The following is a 21,717-nucleotide window of genomic DNA, read 5'->3' as shown; positions in this document are numbered from 1 at the left end:
TGCACTAGTGACTCCAGCGATTTCATAGTTGGAATTACTAAGACTTAGGCCGCTTAAGACTGGAGTAACTGCAATACCACAGTGCCTACGCTTGCTGAAGCAAAGCCACCAGCGCTGACGCTACCACTTACGGTGACGGTATCTGCACCAAGAACCCCTGCCGCAGTCGGTGTACCGGAGATAGCGGCAGACAAGCCTGTGTCATATTGTTTATTGCTAGCAGTGAGGCCGCTAATGGTGACTGGTGCAGCAGTAATGTTGGCAGTGAGTGCACTTGCCACTCCCGTAATTTGGTAGTTGGCGCTACTTAAGCTCAGCCCAGATAAAACTGGGCTCACCACAATTCCGGTGCCAACGTTTACTGAAGCAAAGCTACCAGCGCTGACGCTACCGCTCACTGTGACCGTATCACCGCCGAGTGCACCAACTGCCGTTGGGGTGCCACTCACTATTGCGCTGAGACCAGTGTCATATTGTTTATTGTTGGCTGAGAGACCGCTAATGGTGATTGGCGCAGGTGTAATGGTGCTCGTGGTATTGGTGACATAGGTAATGCTGTAGTTCGATGCAGCGTTAGAGCTGCCATTTAAGATTCCTACTCCGCCCACATTCAAGACTTTATTGCCGTTGCCCGCTGCGCTCGTTGCATAAGTAAATGTACCGCCAGAAAGTTCATCGGTATAACTTGTATCGCTATTGGTATACAGGGTACCGCTGACTAAAGTAGCGGTAGGTGCTGCTGTGGCACCCAAGACATCAGTAGCGGTGTCATATACCTTGACAGCATTGCTTGCAGAGACAGTGATTGAAGCTGGCGTAATAGTTACCACCCCAGTTGAGCTGACTAAGGTGTGGTTAGCAGCCGATCCAGTGCCGTCGGCCAAGGTCGCGCCATTTAAGGTGGATAAGGCAGCGCTATCTACATTCGGATTAGTCAGGGCTGCAGTACCTGTTGCTAAAACTAGCGTCTGCCCTGCTACACCACTTACTGTGATGTCGCTGTTTGCCGCCGTCGTTGTACCGTCATAGGTCTTATTAATGGTGATAGTGACGGGAGCAGCAGTGATATTTGCTGATAAGGGGCTAGTCACTCCTGTAATGGCATAGTTTGCATTGCTGAGCGATAGTCCTGTTAGCACTGGAGTAACAACAATTGATGTCGCCACATCCGGAGTAGCAAAACTACCCGCAGTAACACTTCCAGAAACAGTCACGGTGTCAGAACCCAAGATACCTAGTGCTGTGGGAGTACCAGAAACAGTTACAGATAAACCAGCGTCATACACCCTATTACTTGCAACCAATCCGCTAATCGCAATGGGCGCTGCTGTGATCACGCCATTTGTTCCTGCGATATTACCTGCTGAATAGCGATAATTGGCAGCATCTGCCCCACCGAGTGTGACACTGCTAATGGTGTAATTTGTTGTTCCGACGTTTTTACTGGAGTATGTTCCAGCACCAGATACATTCACGATGTCACCAGCTAATGCATTGGATGCAGTCAAGCTAACACCGGCGGTCAAGGTCGTAGTGGCGTCATATACCTTATTCGGTGCTGAGTTATTGGTGACGGCAACACTAACTGGAGAGACTGTGAGCGCCCCAGGAATATAAATCACGGGATTAGTCGCCCCGGAGATTGTTGCATTCGTTTGTCCACTTGGGGTGAAGGTATACGTACCCGCATTGAGAAAATTACCCGTACTGAAGCCTAAGGTTGCATCAGACACTACCTGAATGTTGTAAGTATTCGATGCGAAATCTGCTGCTATCCAAGTTGGAGTGGTCAAAGAAGATGTTGTAATTTCTGACACTGTCGCGCTTGGCACAGTCAGGATAAGAGTCACAATACTTCCAGAGGCGCAATTACTGCTTACAGTGCAATATTGAGCAAGGAGATTTACGGCTGAGTTCGCAGTTAAGCTTGAGCTCAATGTTCCATATGAATTGCTTGCATTAGCAGCAGATACCACCAACTGATATTGCTGAGCTTCAGTGTAAGTACCTGTCACTATAGTTGGGGTATCGTAGTTACCCACTAGAGCGGCACCCATGACAGCAGCAGGAGTCAGTGTATAGATGCCAGCAGTACCTGAAGCAGTTTGAGTAATACTGACCGTAATGCTATCGCTACCCTGCGCGCCTGTCACGCTACCGGTGAAGCTTGCAGGAGCTTGTCCGGCAAATGCCGCATATGAATTAGCACTTAGGGTTAATGGTGCAGCAGTAATCACACCACTACCTGTAGCTGTAGTTGGCAATACATAATTGCTGAGCGTAGTACCAATATCTGCCGTGAAGTGAGCTGGTACTAATGCAGCGCTTACAGATGTAGCTGGGGAGTAAGCAGTATTGCTAGTAGCGTTTGTAGTGTTATAGCTACCCACCGTTTGCGTTACAGTTGCGCCCTCACCGACGATAAATCCTGATAGAGAATAGTCACTTGAGCTGAGGGTAGCGCTATCAGTCGCGTCATATTGCTTAGTTGGCGCACCAGTAATGGAGGCAGTTAAGGCTAATGGATTAATGACCAGGCTACTGCTTGAGGCCGGCAATTGATAGTTAGTAGCCAAGCCTCCGTTACTGCCATCCCCCAAAGTTAATCCTGTAGTGGACAGTGAAGAAACACCCGTTACGTTTGCACTATTAGCAGTTGCACTACCACTCAATGTGAGTGTCTGCGATCCAATGCCCGTAGCGACAGTAATTTGGTTAGAAGCAAAGCTTTGACTACCGTCATAGTCTTTGGATGCCGATACTGACACAGTTGCTGGATTGATCAAATAAACATGGCTAGCGGGATTAGCAAAAGTGATTTGATAATTAGTATTTGTAGTACTTCCTGCCAGTGTGCCTACAGTCAAAGCATAAGTAGCGGCATTCTTAACCACGGTTGTGGTGCTGCCATTAAATGCCATCGATCCAGAAAGCGTAACTGGCACATCAGCAACAACGTCGGTATTTTTATAACCGGTAATTGTGTAATTGGCAGAGGCTTGTGAATACGTACTATTAGTCAGCGTAGTGCCATCGTAAGTCGCAATCGAGCCATTTGGAGTAACGGTAATCGTGGCCTTACCCACCACCAAATCACCTGCTACATAAGAAATCGTGTAGTTAGATAGTCCTGTACCAGATGCAGCACTAGGAACAATACCGCCTACGTAAGTTGCTGCATTGACAGTCGGAGCAACGGTGGCATTGTTGCTATAGAGCAGAGCCACACTGGAAACAGCATCGCTATTGATAAGTCCGCTAGTGGTAAAGGCACTGGTTCCCAATCCATAAGCGCTACCGTAGGTGCTATTTTGCGCATCAGCAGTAATCGTCAGCGCCTTAGTTGCAACCGTTAAATTACCGGCCACATAACTAATAGCGTAATTCGAGAGGCCTGTACCTGTCGCTGCACTAGCAATAATGCCGCCGGTATACGTGCCGGCATTAGTGGTTCCTGCCACTGTGCTTGAGCCGCTGTATTTGAGTGTGGCTGAGCTCACGGCATCGCGTTAACCAAGCCGCTCGCGCTGTAAATGAACTGGTGCCCAAGGAATAGGAAGAGCCATAATTGGCATTTTGATTGGATGCAGTTACTGTTAATGGGCGCTGAGTCACTGCCATAGCACCGTTAGCATAAGTAATGGTGTAGTTGTCGATACCACTACCGGTTGCAGAGCTCGGAATGATGGAGATGCCGGTTCCTACCGCGGTTGCTGCCAAGCCACCGGCACTAGTGAGCGTTACCCCGGTCAAAGTATCCGTTCCGAGCAAAGTACCCGAAGTTAATGAATAACCCACTCCGCCAGCGGCTGAAGCGGCGCCAGCGCTATAAGCAATGTCTGTAGCTGTAGTGGTATTGCCATATACCTTGCTATCGTCTGCAGCCGTAATGGTTAATGTCGCCTTATTGACTGTTGAAGCTACGCCTACATAAGTAATACTGTAGTTTGATAAACTGACACCAACTGCAGCACTAGGTACCGCATTAAAGGAGCCATTCTGGGCCACCCCAGAAACCACAGAACCAGAGCCCACTACCGAACCAGACTTCATGGTTTGCGTTACCGAGCTCACTGCATCCGTTACTGCAACACCGCCTATAGAAGTCACTAAACCACTTACGCTATACCCCGCTGTACCAACCAGAGGCGCATAAGTAGTGACAGCATCGTAGTTGCTAGTGCTCGCTAAATTGGTAATCGTGAGCGCTTTAGCGGTAATGGTGTAGGTACGACTGGGTCCCGAGAGCGTCACACCCTGCCCTGTGCCCGCCAAAATGTTGGCAGAAACAATGGTTGTTGCTGCCTGAACAGCATTGGCATTGATACCAGCAGAGCCAATCGTGCTATTCCAAACGAGACCGGATTTAATGGCAGCAGCAGATACGCCAAATGGTGTCGCGCTGAGAGTCACCGTGGCATTAGTGCGCAGCCAGCTCAGTGCTGTGGAATCCGTATAAGCCGTGCCATAGGCTGCTGAATAATTTCCACCCAAAGAAACGGTAATGGTGTAAACGGTGGTACCTGCGCGGTAATCAATGTAGTTTCCACTGGTATAGGTCGTTGGCGTCGTGAAATTACCGCCCTGCACGCTATAACGAATATTGTCTGTAGAGGCATTCGATGTGGTGATACCAATTTTGCCTTCGATAGCATAAGAATTGGCCGAACCTGGTGAAGCCATCGATAAGGCCACCACGCCATTAGTATTGGTCACCGTTCCTAGAGCGGTAATCGTGCCACCCGTCGTAGTACCAGCAGCAATTCCATTGCCACCCGTAATCCGAATTCCATCTGCTCCGGAGTTCGTTACGGCACCAATGCTGGCATTGCCAATGGCATTAATGATGACGCCACCCGTTGTTCCGGTATTACGAATAAGTCCAGCCGTAGTAACCGAACCAGAAGAACCTAGACCATATATTGCTACACCAGTTTCGCCGGTGACAGTTCCCGAGGTAGCTAAATAAGTTGCATAGCTACTGGTTGATGCTCCACTGATGGTGACTGATCCTGCAGTAGATTGAATGACGGAGTTGCTATAAATGCCGTACCCACCATTCGAAGTGCCGGCAATAGAAATATCTCCCGCTGCCTTATATCCAGTGTAGGTAATGCCACCATACGCTAGGCTTGCTGAGGAACGAAGATCAACAGCAAAGAAAGACATTGATGATCCAGCCGCTACTGCAGTTCCGGGATTAGCTGAAGCAATTCCACTTGTAATAGTAGCGCCCTGAATAGTAAAGTCACCACCAGAATTAATCACTACACCTGCCGTATAGAAGATTTGACTAACGGCGCTGTTACTATTTACACCACCTCTTGCTGATAGAGTGATATCCCCGGAGGCAATATAGTTCTTTTGAGATCCCGCTTGAGCGTAATAAGCCCAACTACTGCTTTTAGCGTAGGCACTTGCCGATATATTTCCAGCGGCCGCTATCAAGCTACCCATCTGATAGATGCCATGCGCGCCAACGCCAACCAAGGTGATATCACCAGCGTCTGAAGTTAATGTATATGAATTATTTTGAATACCCCAGCTACTTGCCGTAGCCCCTTTAACAGTCAAATCATTACCAGCAGTCAAGACGCCGCTAACCAATACACCCGCTGAACTAGTAACATTGGAAGTTGTATTGTTAGTCCCGTTAAAATATCCGCTAGATTTAGCGCCACTGGCAGAGCCGTATGTATTATCAATATTGATATAACCAGATACAGCTGCGCCGGCTACGGTAATAGCAGATCCAGCCGACTTAACGAGATAGTTAATCGCATAAGTAGATCCGGATGTCGTTGTTACTACACCCGCACCAATAGTAGAGAGTCGATTTCCACTGGTCGCATCATATGTAATGCTAGAAATTGCATTGGTATTGGCAGCCATAGTAATAGCGCCATTCTGGTCAATGATATTGTTTGATATAAAACTAATATCAGAGCCATTAGCAGCACTAATTGTGCCGGATTGATAGATACCGTTGTCACTTCCTGCGCTTGTACCAATAGCCGAAATCGTGATATCTCCACCTGTTGCACCAGAATTGATTGTCATGGGACCAATGTAGGCAATATATGTGGCATCCAAAGTCGCCCTAGCATCAATGGTGATGTAATTAGCAGTAATCAGCGAAGAAGCGGTATATACACCGTAACTGTTATAGGTGGTACCCGTCAACTCCACTCCACCCTCACTAGAATTGATGGCTGCGGTGTACTGCACCCCGTGTGAGGCATAAGAGATACCCTTAATGCTAATCAACTTGGTACTGTATATTGCATTGTTAACCGTAACACCAACACTCGAGGTTGCAAGGGATGAATTATTGCTAGTAGTGATATATCCGGAACTTGAAGAAACTCCGCCATAAGTATTATCTATAGTCACAGCACCTTGTAAACGAACAGGGCTAGTACCGATGGTATGCGGATTAATTGCACTGCCAGCTGATTTGATCAACAAATTCACATCACTGGTGGATCCAGAGATAATCTTTAAAGCACCTGAAGTAATGTTTGATGCCTTAGTGCCAGAAGTGGTGTTGTAGGAGATGGTTGCAGTATTGGCAGTAGTATTTGCCGCCAATGTGATGCTGCCAGTTTGGTTAATCAGATTATTGGAGGCGAAGGTAATGTTGCTTCCTGCTACATTGTTGGTCATGACGCCAGTTTGACTAATGCCGGTATTACCACCGCCAGCCGTATTGTTGGCAGTTACGGAGATGTTGCCAGATGGGGCATTTAAAGAATAACCAGATCCATTGAGTGACAAATTGGCAGCACCATAGCCAATAGCAGAGGATGTAGCTGCAACGGTCTGATTTACCCTGCCACTCCAGATGCTTGCTAAGTTGGTCGTTCCCCCAAATACGTTAGCGTCACCACCTGAGGCTAACTGTGTTGCTTTGTATCCCGCTAGAGACTCTCTTGCATATATTTTTCCATCACTTAAGGTAAGAACAACCTGCACCATCTTGGTATAGGTGCCATCCCAGAACCCAATTAAGTAGGTAGCTGTAGTTGAAGTAGAGCTTTGCAGAATGGCAGCAGTAGCTGAACGGGGTGTGCCAATCGATCCGCCAGTTAAATCTGCCGATGCTATTGTTGGAAGAGTGGAGCCAATCAGATCACCCATCAAGCTACCCGAAGCTCCGGTAGCAGTAGAAATCATGCTTGGGTTAGTGGCATCACCCGAGTAATATCCATAACCCAAAGTCAAAGCGTTTACTGTCGCAATAGTGCCTGCACTTGTGCCAGTTCCAATAATAGTGATTCCGGTATGCGGGGTGACTTCAGCACCCAAATTGACAGCTTGTCCAGTGGTAGACGTTCCGGTGATACTCACAGCACCGGAGGCAGCAGTAATTATTCCGCTACTATTGGTGTAGATGCCGTAATTGGTAGCAATACCAGTCCAAATAATATCCCCATCAGTTGAGGTCATGGCTGCAACAGCATAGATGGAGTAGTTGCCATTAGAAACACCATTGACAACGATGTTCCCCGTAGCAGTTAATGCGTTGTTAATCGTAACGCCTGCAACGCCGCTTGGGCCCGAGGCGATATTAGAAGCTACGATATATCCGCTAGCCGGAGTGCAGCTTGCACCAGAACATCCGAAGGTGTTATCGAGCGTAATAGTACCCGGGACATTAATTGCACCCGGATCTAAATTAGCGCCAGAGCTCTTTTGAACGTAATTGATTGCACTTGTAGATCCTGAAGTAACACTGAGATTACCTCCAGTAATCATTGAAGCATTTGTGCCACGTGTAGTGTCATACATGACTGTGGCGGCGTTGCCACCGGTATTGGCTGCCATCGTAATGGCGCCAGTTTGATTGATCAGATTGTTTGAGGTGAATGTGATATTTCCACCGGATGCGTTAGCAGTAATTACGCCAGATTGCGTAATGCCGGTATATCCGCCGCCCGAGGTGTTATTAGCAGTGACGGCAAGATCTGAACCACCCGCATTAATTGTTAAAGTACTTAAGGTCACAATCGTTGATGCTGCTGTGCCATTACCAACGATCGTGATGCTATCTCCCGTTACCAGAGCACCAAGATTTACTGCTTGTCCAGTAGTTGAATTGCCTGTAATAGAAACATCGCCCGCTGAAGCGGTGATAAGTCCTGCACTATTGGTATACACACCGTAATTAGTCGCCCTACCCACCAAATTGATGTTTCCAGCAGTAGATGTAACGGCTGCAATTCCATAAATGGAATGGTTACCATTGGATACAGCATTAATAGAAATATCACCAGTAGCTGTCAATGCATTGTTAATAGTGGCACCAGGAACTCCGTTAGGTGCAAGAGTAATATTAGAGGCAACAATATATTCGCTAGCTGGCGTGCAGTTCGTGCCAGAACAACCATAAGTATTATTTAAAGTAATACTTCCGGGGACATCGATCACTCCAGGATCTAAGTTAGTACCAGCGCTTTTCTGAACATAATTGATTGCACTTGTTGATCCCAAAGTAATGGTGAGATTACCTCCGGTAATCGTTGATGTATTCGTTCCACGAGTAGTGTCATAACTCACGGTTGAATCAGTTCCACTGGTATTAGCAGCTAATGTGATGGCTCCAGTCTGGTTAATTAAATTGTTTGAAGTGAACGTGATATTGCTACCGGGGGCATTATTAATAATTGCACCAGATTGAGTGATACCAGTATTGCCACCGCCAGAAGTATTATTGGCAGTAATGGTGATATTGCCTGATGGGGTATTTTGAATATAGTCCCCACCAGATAAAGTTAAGTTAGCCGCAGCATAGCCTGCTGCCGATGAACTAGCAGCCAAGGTCATTGTTGAAACAGATCCTACCCCGCCGGCACCAGAGCCATTCCACAACGATAGTAAATTGGTGGTACCGCCTAGCGTATTGGCTGCCGTTCCAGTTGATAATGCGGTTGTGTTGAATTTGGCAGCTGTCTCTCTTACATAAATATTATTATCACTAGCCGTTAATACCAGTTGAACCATTTTGGTATGGGTGCCATTCCAAAAACCAATAACATACGTTGCCGTTGTAGCGGTTGAGCTCTGCAAGCTAGCGGCAGTGATGGAGTACGTCCCTGGAACCGATGTTCCAGTCAGCGAGCCTGAGCTAATAGATGGCAATGTAGACCCAACTAGAGCCCCCATCAAGCTACCTGAAGCGCCACTAGCTGTTGAGATAACCGTTGGATTAGAGTTATCGCCAGCGTAATATCCATAACCCAAGGTAAGCGCGCCAACAGTAGCGATAGTTGATGTGCTGGTGCCATTGGCATCAATGGTGATTCCGGTATGTGCAGTAATTGCACCAGCCAACTGAACTGCTTGACCTGTTGTAGCCGTTCCAGTAATTGTCACCGCTCCCGCAGCAGCTAGAATCGTTCCAGCGCTATTACTATGTACTGCGTAATTAATACCAGTACCGGTGATTGAAATAGATCCAGTCGCACTTGCAATAGCCGCTTGCAATGTCACTGAGTACCAACCAGTGAGTGAAGCACCCTTAAGGGTAATTCCGGTTCCCGCAGTAATAGCAGAATTAACTAAAACACCAATGCTTGCACCAGCATAGCTACTAGAATTTGCAGTGGTAATGTATCCAGAAGTTGGTGTGCCCCCCTGCTCCAGCCGTTCCACCATAGGTGTTATCTAACAGGACAGATCCCGGGACATTAATTACACCCGTATCAATTCCGGCGCCAAGCGTTTTGACAATGTAATTGACTCCACTCGTTGAGCCAGAAGTAACTGTTAGCGCACCGGCAGTAATAGTGGTGGTCTTCGCACCGGATGTTGTGTCATATAAAACAGTAGATTCATTACCGCTGGTATTGGCAGCCATTGTGATGGCGCCAGATTGGCTAATAATGTTATTGGAAGCAAAGCTGATGTTACCTCCATCAGCATTAACTGTAATAGCACCAGTCTGAGTAATCCCAGTATTAGCCCCGCCAGAACTATTCATTGCAGTGACTGAGAGATCAGATCCACCTGCAACAATCATCATCGCACCTAAGGAGACAATTGTTGAAGCAGTTGTTGAACTTCCAGTGATGCCAATAGCCTGTGCAGACATTGCACCAGCAAGAGATACAGCAGAGCTCTTATTGGATGTACTATCAATCGTAATAGATCCACTATTAGCAGTTAATGTTCCATTAGAGGTGCCGCTTACTCCCGCATTATTAGTCGCCGTTGTATTGCTTGAGTTAGCTATTAAAGTGATATTGCCGGTAGTAGATGTCAAAGCTGAGGTTAGGTAAATTAAGCCATACCCAGAAGTACTTACTCCGCTACTCGTGATATTCAGATCACCATATGCAGTTATTGGAGAGGTCGTGCCATATGAAGCTACTACAAAACCATAACTGACACTGGCACTATTTTATAGCTGAATATTGACATCACCACCAATATTCAATGCGGCTGCGTGCGGCTCAAATGAGCCAATACCGCTTGCTTGATTTGCTGAAGCCGCTACAGAATAATGACCACCTGCCCCACTAGATGCTCCACCGCCTGTAGTCGTATTAATATCCGCATTTAAATAGACTGGGCCATTCAAAATAGAGCCTGGGGTAATTGTTGTGCCACTAATCGCTCCACCAGTAGTGTCCATCACAACGTAGCCACCCTTCGTATTGATGCTGCCTGAAGCACCATTCACAATACTTGCGCATGCACCAAGACTGCAGCTAGTTAAGGTATTGGTTGCATAACTGGTTTGTGCAACAAGATTAATTTTGCCAGCGCTCGTTGCATTAATGGCTCCATTAATTTTGATTTGGCCATTAGAAAAATAATTGAGATTGAGATCTCCCGAGCCTGTATTAGTGGTTGTTCCTGTCAGTGTAATCGCTTGAGCCGTTCCACTACTGTTATCTAAAGTCAAACTCGCACTGCTGCCAGAAGCGATTGAGAAAGATAGGTTTGCTGATTGGGTGATGGTGCCATCGGCAATAATTTGCACACTAATTCCGCTATTGATAGCCGTCTGAATTTGAGCTGCGCTGATATTAGTTTGATTGGTAAATGAGAGTGGGTCAGTGCCCGTTGAAGTGCCAGCAGTGGCATTAATCGTAACGTTGGTTGGATCTAGTAGCCACATTCCCCCTCTACCAGCATTGATGCTAGAGAGCATGTTCAGGGTTTGGCCAGAGGTTTCAATAAAGCCGCCTTGCTGGTTGGCAGGGTTCGGATCTAGCTGGGCAGTATTAAAGCTGGTGTATTGATCTAAGTTGGCCACTAAAGCAAAAGGCAATGTGCCATGCTGTGCATCATTGCCTATTAATATTTGTCCGCCATGGGTATAGCCGCTTGCTTCAAAGGTGCTGCTGTCAGTGCTCACCTCGTTGCTTGCCGATGCTCCAATGCTACCGCCTCGGCCAGTTGAGCCGTTAGTTTGGATTAACGCGTTTTGGATGATCAGATCGCCTTGATTGGCAATTAGGGTGATAGTCCCACCATCGGTAGTGCCATTCGCTTGTAAGAGTGCTTGATTAAAGTGCAAGTCGTTTGCTGCAGTCACAGAGAGCGTACCCCCCCTGCCATTGCCACCATTAGCTTGGATTGTTGGACTACTCCAAAGGGCATCATTAGCCGCTAGCGTGATTACGCCGCCCTCATCACCATTGGCTTGGAGGATCGCTCCAGCCTGGAGGGTAATCGTATTTGCTGTGAGTTTGATGCTACCAGCTACTCCACTGTTTGCTAGGGGGCTGGCCGATAGCCTGCCAGAGATGTAAATGGCTTGGCCCAATAACTCCATGGCATTGCCAAGGGAGCCTGGGTTGGCATTACTCAGATAACGATTGGTTTGGATGATGCCGGCACTATAGATGGACTGAGCCTGAACGGTGACCTTGCTTGCAGCAATGGTGCTACCTACATTGAGGTAAGCAATCGACGATCTGATGATGACATCGAGGTTAAAGATACCCGAAGCCGATAAGGTTAAAGTCGTCAGATTAGTGCCGCTTTTGAGGATATCGGCTCCACTGGCAATCGTCAGACTACCGCTACCGTTTTGAGTACAACTGCCAATGGGGCAAGAGGCCGTATTGGCATTTACTTCAATGGTGACGTTGTTATTAGCGAGAGCTGCAGAGATGACATTGGCCGCTCCACTATCAATTGTTAGATCAATTGGGTCTAAAAGCCAAGTACCGGATTTGCCGGTTTTATTATTCCCAGCCGTATTGATGCTCACCGTAGGCGCAAGACTGACATGCCCTTTGGAACTAGTCTCAATAAAGCCGCCATTGCCTGATTGTGAGCCACCCATTGATTTAAGGATGCCGGCAGCCGTGGTCTTTACTTCCGACCAGATGGCAATCGTGCCGCCATTACCTGCCTGGGTAGCGGAGGTATCAATCAAGGCGTTTTCTTGGATGGTGACCTTCTTAGCCATTTGCTTAGCGCTTGATGCTGCTTGAGCATTGGCTTTGATGGCTGCCTCAGCCTGCAAATTGCTGGGTAGGCTTGGGTTTTGAGTATTGACTTGCGTGCCACCGGTCACTTGAGTGCTGGCCAAGCCCACATTGACTTGACCGCCACCTTGAGCACCAGTTGCAATAGTTTGGGAGCTTGTGGCAAGCGTAATGTCATTGCCCACAATATTGACCTGGCCACCCTCTTTGCTTTGGCTATTGGCTGAAACCTTACCTGCTTGGGTGACGGTATTGGCCACCAGTTCAATCACGCCGCCATTGTTTACTAAGCTATTGGCAGCAATTCGGCCCGTGTTTTTAATCACTGAGCCCATCAACTGATTGGCGGCACCAGCTGCTAGGACAACTAAACCTCCATCGACCTCTACTACCCGCTTGTTTTCAATTAAACCCTTGTAGGTTGACACATCAACCTTTAGGCTGATTAAAGAGTTGCCCTTAAAGTCTAAGGTAATTTGCTCACCTGAAGCCATTGCAACTGCACCCACTCCTTTTATAGCCAGCAAGTAACCTTCGTTGCGTACTTCAGGGGCTAATAGCGCAATGTAACCATGCTCAACATTAGCCTCGATCTTCCCTTGATTAATAACCGCACCACTACCATTGCCTTTAAAGGTTGATTTGCCACCCATAAAATCTTTATTGGCAATATCCATCGTTGTTGCTACAACTCCAGCAGCATTAATATCAGCCCCCTTGCCAAAAGTAATGCCATTCGGATTGACAAAAACCACTTGTCCATTTGCTCTAATGGAACCCTCAATCATCGAGGGTGTTGCGCTATTTACGCGATTGAGTGTGACTGCATTTGCATTGGGTTGATTAAAGTTCACCTGTACATTTTTACCAACGTTAAAACTATCCCAATTAATGATTGCGCGTTGTGAAGTTTGATTCACATTCATGGTGGCAGAATTCATTGTTTGCGATGAACTAATCGCCACAGTACCAGCGACTACTTTTGCACCCGCCGGAAGAACATTGGGAAGCAATGGAACAGATGGATTTGCAAAAACACTGGAGGATACAATCAGAAGGCTGACGGTCAACAGACGCGCAAAATTACCTGCAAAAATACTGTTTGCAAAAATATTTTTTAGAGGAATTTTCAAAGAAAGGGGTAACCTTTCTTGGAGGGCTATTTTCAAAACAAATTCAAGGATTTTTCCGGAAACCGAATTTTCCCAAAGCTATATATCTTATGGAATTAGCCCTAGGGAGAACACCCTTAAACCCTTGAATTTATTGACTCAATTTTTCTGAAAATCACATTCCACATTCAAATATTCAATGCGTTGGATAAACGGGGAGTATTTATTCCAGATGATGCTACGAGTGAGCAGTAAAAATTTTTATAGAACTCGAATGAGTTTTGCTTAATGTAAGGACACTTTATGAGTGTTAATTTCATCAGCTGGCGATACAGTTTCACCGTCAAATTGCGCAGTCAATATTGCATCTCTCCAGCTTGCTTGTGTAGATAACTTATCCAACAAAAGGCAAGTAGCCCTGAGCATATTTCTACCTAATTTGAGATTTAAACTAGAGTTACTGGGCAATATAAAATCAATAGATAGTGCATCATCAAATTCACCGGTATTTGAACCAACTTCACCAGTAAATTTCTCGCCATTTTTCATGAGAGAAATGCTTGCATCAATCACGAGCAATGGATCAAATCCAATCGGAAATTGAATGCCTGCTTCGTAAGATCGCGCACCAGCATTTGCAGTGTTAAGAGCCTCAGTAAAAGCCTCTTTTTCAAACTCATCAATTGCCTTTTTAGCGTTGGGAGAGTGATCCTGTTGCATCATTTTCGCGAGTAAATGAGAGCTTGCAGTCAGAATAAATAAAGTCAAACGACGCGTTAACCAAAGGCGATATTCGGATTGATCCTGGGTGTTAAATCGCAATAGAATCCGGTCTTCATTGCCAAGATATGAGGCGTTTATTTGCTTGATGGTCATAGTATTTTTCAACCGCATTCAGGGCTATCCAGCTCCTCTCTACAGTTAAGAGCTTTCTTTAGCTGATTATTATCTGACCCGGGGTCTTGTATATTTTCATCCATAACAACACTCACACTCGAGGCATCGGATAAGTCTCTATTCATGACAAATTGTTTGCCAAATTGGGCTGTGGCAGTCAAATTACCACCTCCTGCCGCAGCGGCTGCAGCAGCGACTGCGGCCGTCTCTTGAACTGGGAATCCAACAGCTGCCAATCCCACTCCCCTTCCAGTAAGGTTTGTTAAACCATCAATAATGACCCTTGTCACACCTGTAGCTGAGCCCATATTCATTTGACCGTCAACCATGCTCAAGTCAAAACTAATGGTTCCTGGGCGAGATGATCTAAATGTTGCCACGGAGTTAACTGAATCTAAACTGACCGTCATGGCGTCAGTGCTGTAATTTTGAGCAGCTATGGTCTTCACACCCATAGCGCTGATTTTTCCAGCCAACATAAATAGATCTCCAGCCCGTAGGGTTTGGAAATTAATTGAGTAGAACGGATTGAGGTTACCAACCAAACCATCAACAATGATCCTAGGCTCTTTTGCTGGATCTCCATTGACAAATCCATCATAGATAGCCGCAAGCACCAAAGAATAGATTCCAGTGGTATCTGGATTGACATTACCAACAAATCGCACTGTAGGGTCCATAGAAATGAAGGTGCGTGTATATAGTGGGTCTTGGATCGCAAAAGTAGTTGCTGGGCGAGTTTTTCTGACGAATTCTGAATACAGGAATCCAGCGGAACCATTGCTACCAATCGTGGTAGCGCCAACATAGGTTTGCTCTTGCCCAGTTAATACATCCGCCAAGAGTCTGATGCTTTGACCAACGACATAGAGATTCTCTAATGGCGTGATTGAGCCAACACTGTCACCTATCACAACCGCTCCCGAAGTGGCTGAAATCTTCAGCGAAGCACTCTTAGCGTTGACAGCATCAATAGTGCTATTAAGCGTGATATTGCCATTAGAAGCGCTCAGCTCAACTCCAGCTGGTGAGATCGATTGATTGTCATAATTGACAATATCAATTATCAAACCAGCAGCTGGCACAATACTAACTGCACCATCATAGATTTGATCCCCCGTAGTCATAATGTGACTTGTTATGGTTACTGGGCCAGTCACATGCAATCTAGATAGGACAATACCGTCAGCCAGTTGTAAATAACCTCCACTAGAAATTACGGTGCTCAAGCCCAAGGCATTCGCATTATTCAAGACCAAGCTTGAAGAATTTAAGATTGTGTTTCCGGTATACGTAGAGCTATTTCCAGCTAGAGTCATCGAGCCTGAGCCAATCTTGATGAGCGAACCGGCGCCAGCGAATGACCCACTAAATACAAAATTATTATCTCCATAACCTACGGTCAGATTGGCGCCTAAATTGATAGCTCCCGATCCCAATACAGTAGAAACTGTATCTGCACTTGCTACGTTATATGTTGCACCACTTGCGACAGTAATGGCAGAGGTGTCAGCCAAGCTACCAGCCACTGTTAGTGTTCCCGCTAACACATTAGTCAAGCCAGTATAGGTATTCATTCCACCCAAAATGAGTGTGCCAGCCCCACTCTTCGTCAGATCTCCAGGGCCAGCAATCAAACCGTTGTAGGTCAGCATTGTTAAGTCATTAACATTGATAATGCCATCGCCTGTCATAGCAACACCACGATTGGCATTAAGAGTAAAGCTTGCAGTGTTATTTAAAGTGCCTCCATTAAAGACGATAGATTCTGGGCTGGCACCTAATGGAGCAGCCCCCAACTGGGCATCAGTAGAAATAGATAAAGTGCCACCAGTTAGTGTTGTTGTGCCGGTGTAGGTGTTGGTGCCTGAGAGCGTTGTTGTGCCGCTACCAGCTTGAGTCAGATTGACACTACCAGCCAAGATCGCAGAGATCGTGGCATCACTAGTGTTATTGAAGGTGTAGCTAGAACCTGTGAGGACGCCAGTAGTACTGGTAATTGAACCACCTGATGATCCGATAATCACAGCCCTACCGTATCAGAGTAAGAACCTAGTGCAAGAGTACCGCCGTTTACAGTGACTGCTGATGCATCGGCGATGACATTACTTGCACCCAAGGCTAAAGTACCTGCAGATACCGAAGTTGTTCCGGTGTAAGTATTTGGACCAGACAAGGTCAGAGTGCCGGATCCTGACTTCACTAGTGATGCAGCAGAAGAGCCATCACCAATAGCCCTGGTCACAGAGGCAGAACCTCCATTGGAAATACTCAGCGTACCGCTAACTTGAATATTAGCCGCAGTGACAGTGCCAGCTGAACTAATAGTGACATTGTTATTTACTGTCAGATTCTGGGCAAAGGTAATTGCAGATCCAGAGCCGCTGCTAGATTGACTTGGCAAGCGGATCTCAGAAACCTGCATCGCATCGGAACCGCTAGCTCTAATGGTGTCAAAGACTAGACGATAGTAACGATAACCTGTGGAGTTACTGAATGAGATCGTAGGGTAAGCAGTCTTACGATCGGTTGGCGGAGCAAGTGAGCCAGACGAGATCAATACTGCATCAGGCAGTCCACCGCTAGCAATATTGCTATCATTTCCACTAGTTAATTGAGTAATTACAAATGCTGTATTAGATCCATACAAGCTATAGCTTGCGGGATCGCGTCCATTAGAATCATTTGCGGTGCTCAAGCCTAGTCCAGTCACTACGTAGGAAGTTCCTGCATCAATCAACACATCGGAACCGGCTTTAGCAAAGTTTAGATACTTACTATCAACATTTGCATCAAATGCTTTACGGGCAGACTCACCGTTTGGTGAGCTGCCTGAAGATGTTGCATAGAATGACTCACTTGTGCGACCAGTCAGGATGTTAGTAATGCTAGAAGTGATTCCTGCTGATGTGAAGGTAATTGCACCTGAAGCTACTACTTCATCGTTATAGAGCTGAGCATCAACAGTATTGATATTGGCCCCAACTAAAGTACGGCCATCAGCATCAGTTGTGATCGATGCCAATGCAGCCGATCCACCAACTACGCCATTGAGCTGAACATCCGCCTCACTATTAATAGTGAGGTCATATGCGCCATTAATAGTTCCAGTAAAGCGCAATGGGCTTGAAGCATTGGCTGTTGTCACAACAAAATTGGCATTCAAAGTATTTGCACCAGCCAAGGTATTGTCACCAGCCAAGTTATGAATTACACCAGCCGAGCCAATACCAGAACCAGAGATGGTTAATGCTTCAGCAGCAAAAGTAATGCCGGATACGCCACCATCGAGAATTAACATGGCTCCGGAAGCAACGGTAGTTCCTGAGATGGTAGCGCCTAAAGCGTCAGCATGGGCAATACGGAGGCTGCCAGCGGATACCGTTGTTGCACCACTTAAGTATTCGCACCAGAGAGGGTTAAGGTACCAGAACCGACTTTAGTAAAGCTACCGGTGCTACTCATCACACCACTGAAAGTGGTGTCAGTTGCACTGCCAGCAGTCAGGTTGCCTGTGAGGGTGATGTTACCGGCGCCAGCAATGGAGGCTACGGTGTCAGTTGCGCCCACGATATAAGCGGCATCTGCTGCAACAGTCACTGCAGTGCTATCGGATAAGGTGCCAGTCACACTCAAGGTACCAGCAGAGACGGTAGTGGTACCGGTGTAGGTGTTGTTATTGGATAGGACAACCGCACCAGCACCTACCTTGGTAATGCCATAGCTACCAGAGATCACACCAGACAAGGTCAAGGTATTACCCAGATCAGCGCTCAGGAAGCTATCAGCAGTCAGAATCACATTACCTGACAAGGAGCTGGTCACATCTTTGAGCGTACCGCCATTGAGAGTCACTTGTTCATTGCCAACTGCAACGTTATAGAGGTCTAAGGTAGCGCCACTTTGGACCAAAGTGCTACCTAAAGTAGAACCTAAGCCTGTGTCATTGCTAATGAGCAAGGTACCAGCAGAGACGGTGGTTGTGCCGGTGTAGGTGTTGTTGTTAGATAAGGTGGTGGTGCCCGAGCCAGCCTTCGTGAAGTTACCAGTACTGCTCATGACACCACTGAAGGTGGTGTCCCCTGCACCGCCAGCAGTGAGGTTCGCGGTCAAAGCAATATTACCGGTGCCAGTAATAGAAGCTACGGTGTCATCACTACCTACGATATAAGTCGCATCTGCTGCTACGGTCACTGCAGTGCTATCCGATAAGGTGCCAGTCACGTTCAAGGTACCAGCTGAAACTGTTGTTGTGCCGGTGTAGGTATTTGCACCAGACAGAGTTAAGGCACCAGAACCGACTTTAGTAAAGGAGACATTATCTCCACCAATTGCTGTGGAGATGGAACTATTTGACCCAATATCAACCGACAAAGTGCCACCGGACTGCAAAGTCAATACATTGGGTGAGAGCCCGACTGTACTTGATGTATCAGCAATAATATTCAGACTTGTTAGGTTCGTTTGATCGCCAGCATCCAAAGTAAACTTCACTTGTCCGGATGCCGTTAAATTGGCACCAACTGATGACCTCAACTCATTACTTATAGTAATTGCCTGAGCATTTGCAGTAATGGAACCCGTTCCATCAGCCCACACACCACCCGCAGAATTTCCACCTAAATTAATATTTCCACCAGTTGAAGTAATAGATATATCTCCCGTGCCTGTAGATACAAATCTTCCACCCCAGATTTGGGTAACAGCACCACTAGCGGTGATGTCGATATCACCATTCGCAACCTGAATATAGGAGGAATTAATGGTGATAGCACCGCTTGCATTAATATGCACCCCTCCTGATCCAGCAGTAACGATTCTTGGCGAAGTACCGCTAGCTCCAGATGTGTAATACATCTCTACAGCGCCCGTACTCTCGATGGCAATATTTCCAGAGGATGACAGTAAATAGGTGTTTGGTTTGAGCAAATACAAACCTGGATTACTAATTCCATAAGCATTAATGGAAATATTTCCAGTCGTAGTTTGAATACCAGAGTTATTGGCTGATGATGAAGCGGTGTCATTACCTAAGATATAGACACCGATACCACCAAGGCTGTAACCTTTACCATTAAGGGTAACAGCTCCAGCACCAGCATCAATTGTCGCCTTGTTTAAAGTAATACCCGCAGCGTTATCTGAAGAACCCACTGCATACCCAGTTAATGGGTTCGACCCACCACCAAGAACAATTGCACCGCCATTAGAGGTAATAGATGATGTTGATGCAAGCTTAATATAACCAAGACCACTTTCATCAGCATCACTCTGAAGGGTGATAGTTCCACCAGCAATCTGAATAGACTTAGATGCACTCAAATTAATGTTACCGGCAGCCTGAATGAGTAAATTGGATGTAGATCCACTTAATGTGATGGATCCCAAAGAAATCGATCCGGCAGTAGAAGTAAGACTTAAAGAACGTGCCAATGAGATCTCTGATGAATAGCTTTGGCTACCTGAAGTTGATACGGAACCGCCAGTAAGCAAGACACGACCCGTACTTGTTTGAGAAGTTGAGAGGCTATTTAATGGCGCAACACTTCCAAGAGAGCCACTTACAGTTAAATCACCTGCACCAGTAGCTACAAGGACAAGAGCATGCGAACCATTGATATCATTATTTAAGGTTAGGGCTCGTGTTGACTTGATAGTAATGTCACCAGTTAAAGTTAGCTGTCCTGAATAGATTGCTTGAGAATTGCTACTGTTATATAGAACTCCGCTTGAGGAAATACCGCTACCTTGAATGCTCATATTATTGGCTGACAAGCTGCCATTTAGATCAAGTGCAGCACCAGATGCAATTGCGATATTTCCAGTACCAAATGCGCCCGAGCTGATTACTCCAGATACGACTGTGCTGTCGATATCAGCCATCAATAGGCCGTTAGAAATGGTTGTGCCACCTGAATAAGTATTGGCAGCGGCTAATGTTGTAGTTCCAGAAGCCGCCTGTTCTAAGCTCGCAGAACCTGCCAAGATTGCGGAAATGCTTGCTGCACTGGTGTTATTAAAGGTGTAGCTTGTGCCAGTCAATACACCGGTCGAGCTAGTAATCGATCCACCATCAGCGCCAAAGGTGACTGCGCCAACCGTATCTGAATAAGCGCCTAAAGCCAATGTTCCGCCATTGACTTCTACTGCTGAACTATCAGAAATCACATTATTAGCACCCAAGCTTAAGGTACCAGCAGAAACCGTTGTGGAGCCAGCGTAAGTATTGGCAGCCATTAGAGTAAGTGTGCCTGCACCTGACTTAGTCAATGCGCCGGAGTCTAAATCAATCACACCATCAATATTGCTGTTGCCTGCCCCAGTTACTGTTAGATCAATATTGGAGGATCCAATAGCACCGCCAACTGTAGTTGTTCCACTAGCGCTAGTACTCAAGGTAGTTGCGGAGCTCAAAGTGATGGCGCTATCGCCATCACCCAAGGTGGAGGTGCCACCCAACACCAAAGTACCTGCTGTAGTGATTGCAGATGGCGCAGTTGCAGTAATACCTGCGTTATAGGTCTGTGTATTACCAGCTGAGCCTAATACTAAAGTGCCAATGTTAGCAAAAGTCACAGCATTAGAAACCATACCGCCATTACCAGTTAAGGAAACGTTATTAACAGAATTAGCTACGGTCAAATCTGCCACAGTGAGAGCACCAGTAAAGCTAGCTGTACCGCCAATATTTTGTAAGGCTAAGGTGCCTGTACCGGAGAACGAAGTACCAGTAACATCAGCACCGGTAACTGCTTGGGCTGTGGCTAGTGTCAGAGTATAAGTAGATCCAGTAACAGAGCCGATGGTGATATCACCAGCATTGGTAGTGGCGTTGGTATTGAGTGTAGTGTTAGCGCCTAAAGTGATCGCACCAAAGTTCATTGGCGTATTAGTGGTATTAATGACACCTCTCAAGGTGGTTGCGGATGGTGCAGTTGCAGTAATACCACCGGCATAAGTTTGTGTACCGCCACTAGATCCCAGGGCCACTGTACCGGTATTGCTAAAGGTCACTGCATTAGTAATACTGGAACCGCTAGTATTTACAGCTACGTTATATGCCTGAGTATCAGTGTTAAGGGTGGCAATACTGACAACATCGTCAAACGCTACTGTTCCAGTAGTATCGGTAATCGTGACAGTAGATGCTGTAACGGTACCGCCAAAAGTTGTGCCACCAGAATTGGTAATCGTTACAGTGCCAATATCAGTACCGATGGCACCAGTGATACTCACAGCACCAGTCGTATTAATCACTACAT

8 protein-coding genes are annotated in these 21,717 nt (G+C 46.5%); all 8 read right to left on the bottom strand.

Going from position 1 to position 21,717, the window contains the following annotated elements:
• Positions 1-53: 53 nt before the first annotated feature.
• Entirely contained in the window at positions 54-3,500 is a 3,447-nt protein-coding gene (locus tag DXE44_RS03100; RefSeq protein WP_114652566.1) for a beta strand repeat-containing protein, read from the bottom strand.
• On the bottom strand, positions 3,445-9,657 hold the full coding sequence (locus tag DXE44_RS03095) for a hypothetical protein (RefSeq protein WP_114652564.1): 6,213 nt from the start codon (positions 9,655-9,657) through the stop codon (positions 3,445-3,447). Before DXE44_RS03095 ends, DXE44_RS03100 begins: the two co-directional genes overlap by 56 nt.
• Positions 9,593-10,264, bottom strand: coding sequence for a hypothetical protein (locus DXE44_RS03090; RefSeq protein ID WP_114652561.1), 672 nt, complete (start codon positions 10,262-10,264; stop codon positions 9,593-9,595). The genes DXE44_RS03095 and DXE44_RS03090 overlap by 65 nt, the downstream gene beginning before the upstream one ends.
• 138 nt (positions 10,265-10,402) lie before the next feature.
• Complete coding sequence (locus DXE44_RS03085; protein WP_114652559.1) at positions 10,403-13,579, bottom strand: two-partner secretion domain-containing protein; 3,177 nt, start codon at positions 13,577-13,579, stop codon at positions 10,403-10,405.
• A 264-nt stretch (positions 13,580-13,843) separates the two neighbouring features.
• Positions 13,844-14,452, bottom strand: coding sequence for a hypothetical protein (locus tag DXE44_RS03080; protein ID WP_231970559.1), 609 nt, complete (start codon positions 14,450-14,452; stop codon positions 13,844-13,846).
• Positions 14,443-16,482, bottom strand: coding sequence for an autotransporter-associated beta strand repeat-containing protein (locus tag DXE44_RS03075; protein WP_114652555.1), 2,040 nt, complete (start codon positions 16,480-16,482; stop codon positions 14,443-14,445). Before DXE44_RS03075 ends, DXE44_RS03080 begins: the two co-directional genes overlap by 10 nt.
• Positions 16,479-17,756 (bottom strand): autotransporter-associated beta strand repeat-containing protein, encoded by a 1,278-nt coding sequence (locus DXE44_RS03070; RefSeq protein WP_114652553.1) that lies wholly within the window; start codon positions 17,754-17,756, stop codon positions 16,479-16,481. The genes DXE44_RS03075 and DXE44_RS03070 overlap by 4 nt, the downstream gene beginning before the upstream one ends.
• 95 nt (positions 17,757-17,851) lie before the next feature.
• The gene (locus DXE44_RS03065) at positions 17,852-21,691 is read right to left on the bottom strand and encodes a beta strand repeat-containing protein (protein WP_162785866.1); all 3,840 of its coding nucleotides are present in this window, start codon (positions 21,689-21,691) and stop codon (positions 17,852-17,854) included.
• Positions 21,692-21,717: the final 26 nt, after the last annotated feature.

This window comes from Polynucleobacter necessarius, from assembly GCF_900095175.1.
GTDB lineage: Bacteria > Pseudomonadota > Gammaproteobacteria > Burkholderiales > Burkholderiaceae > Polynucleobacter > Polynucleobacter necessarius_I.
The sequence above is the reverse complement of the archived record's forward strand: the minus strand, read 5'-3'. Positions and strand labels throughout refer to the sequence as shown.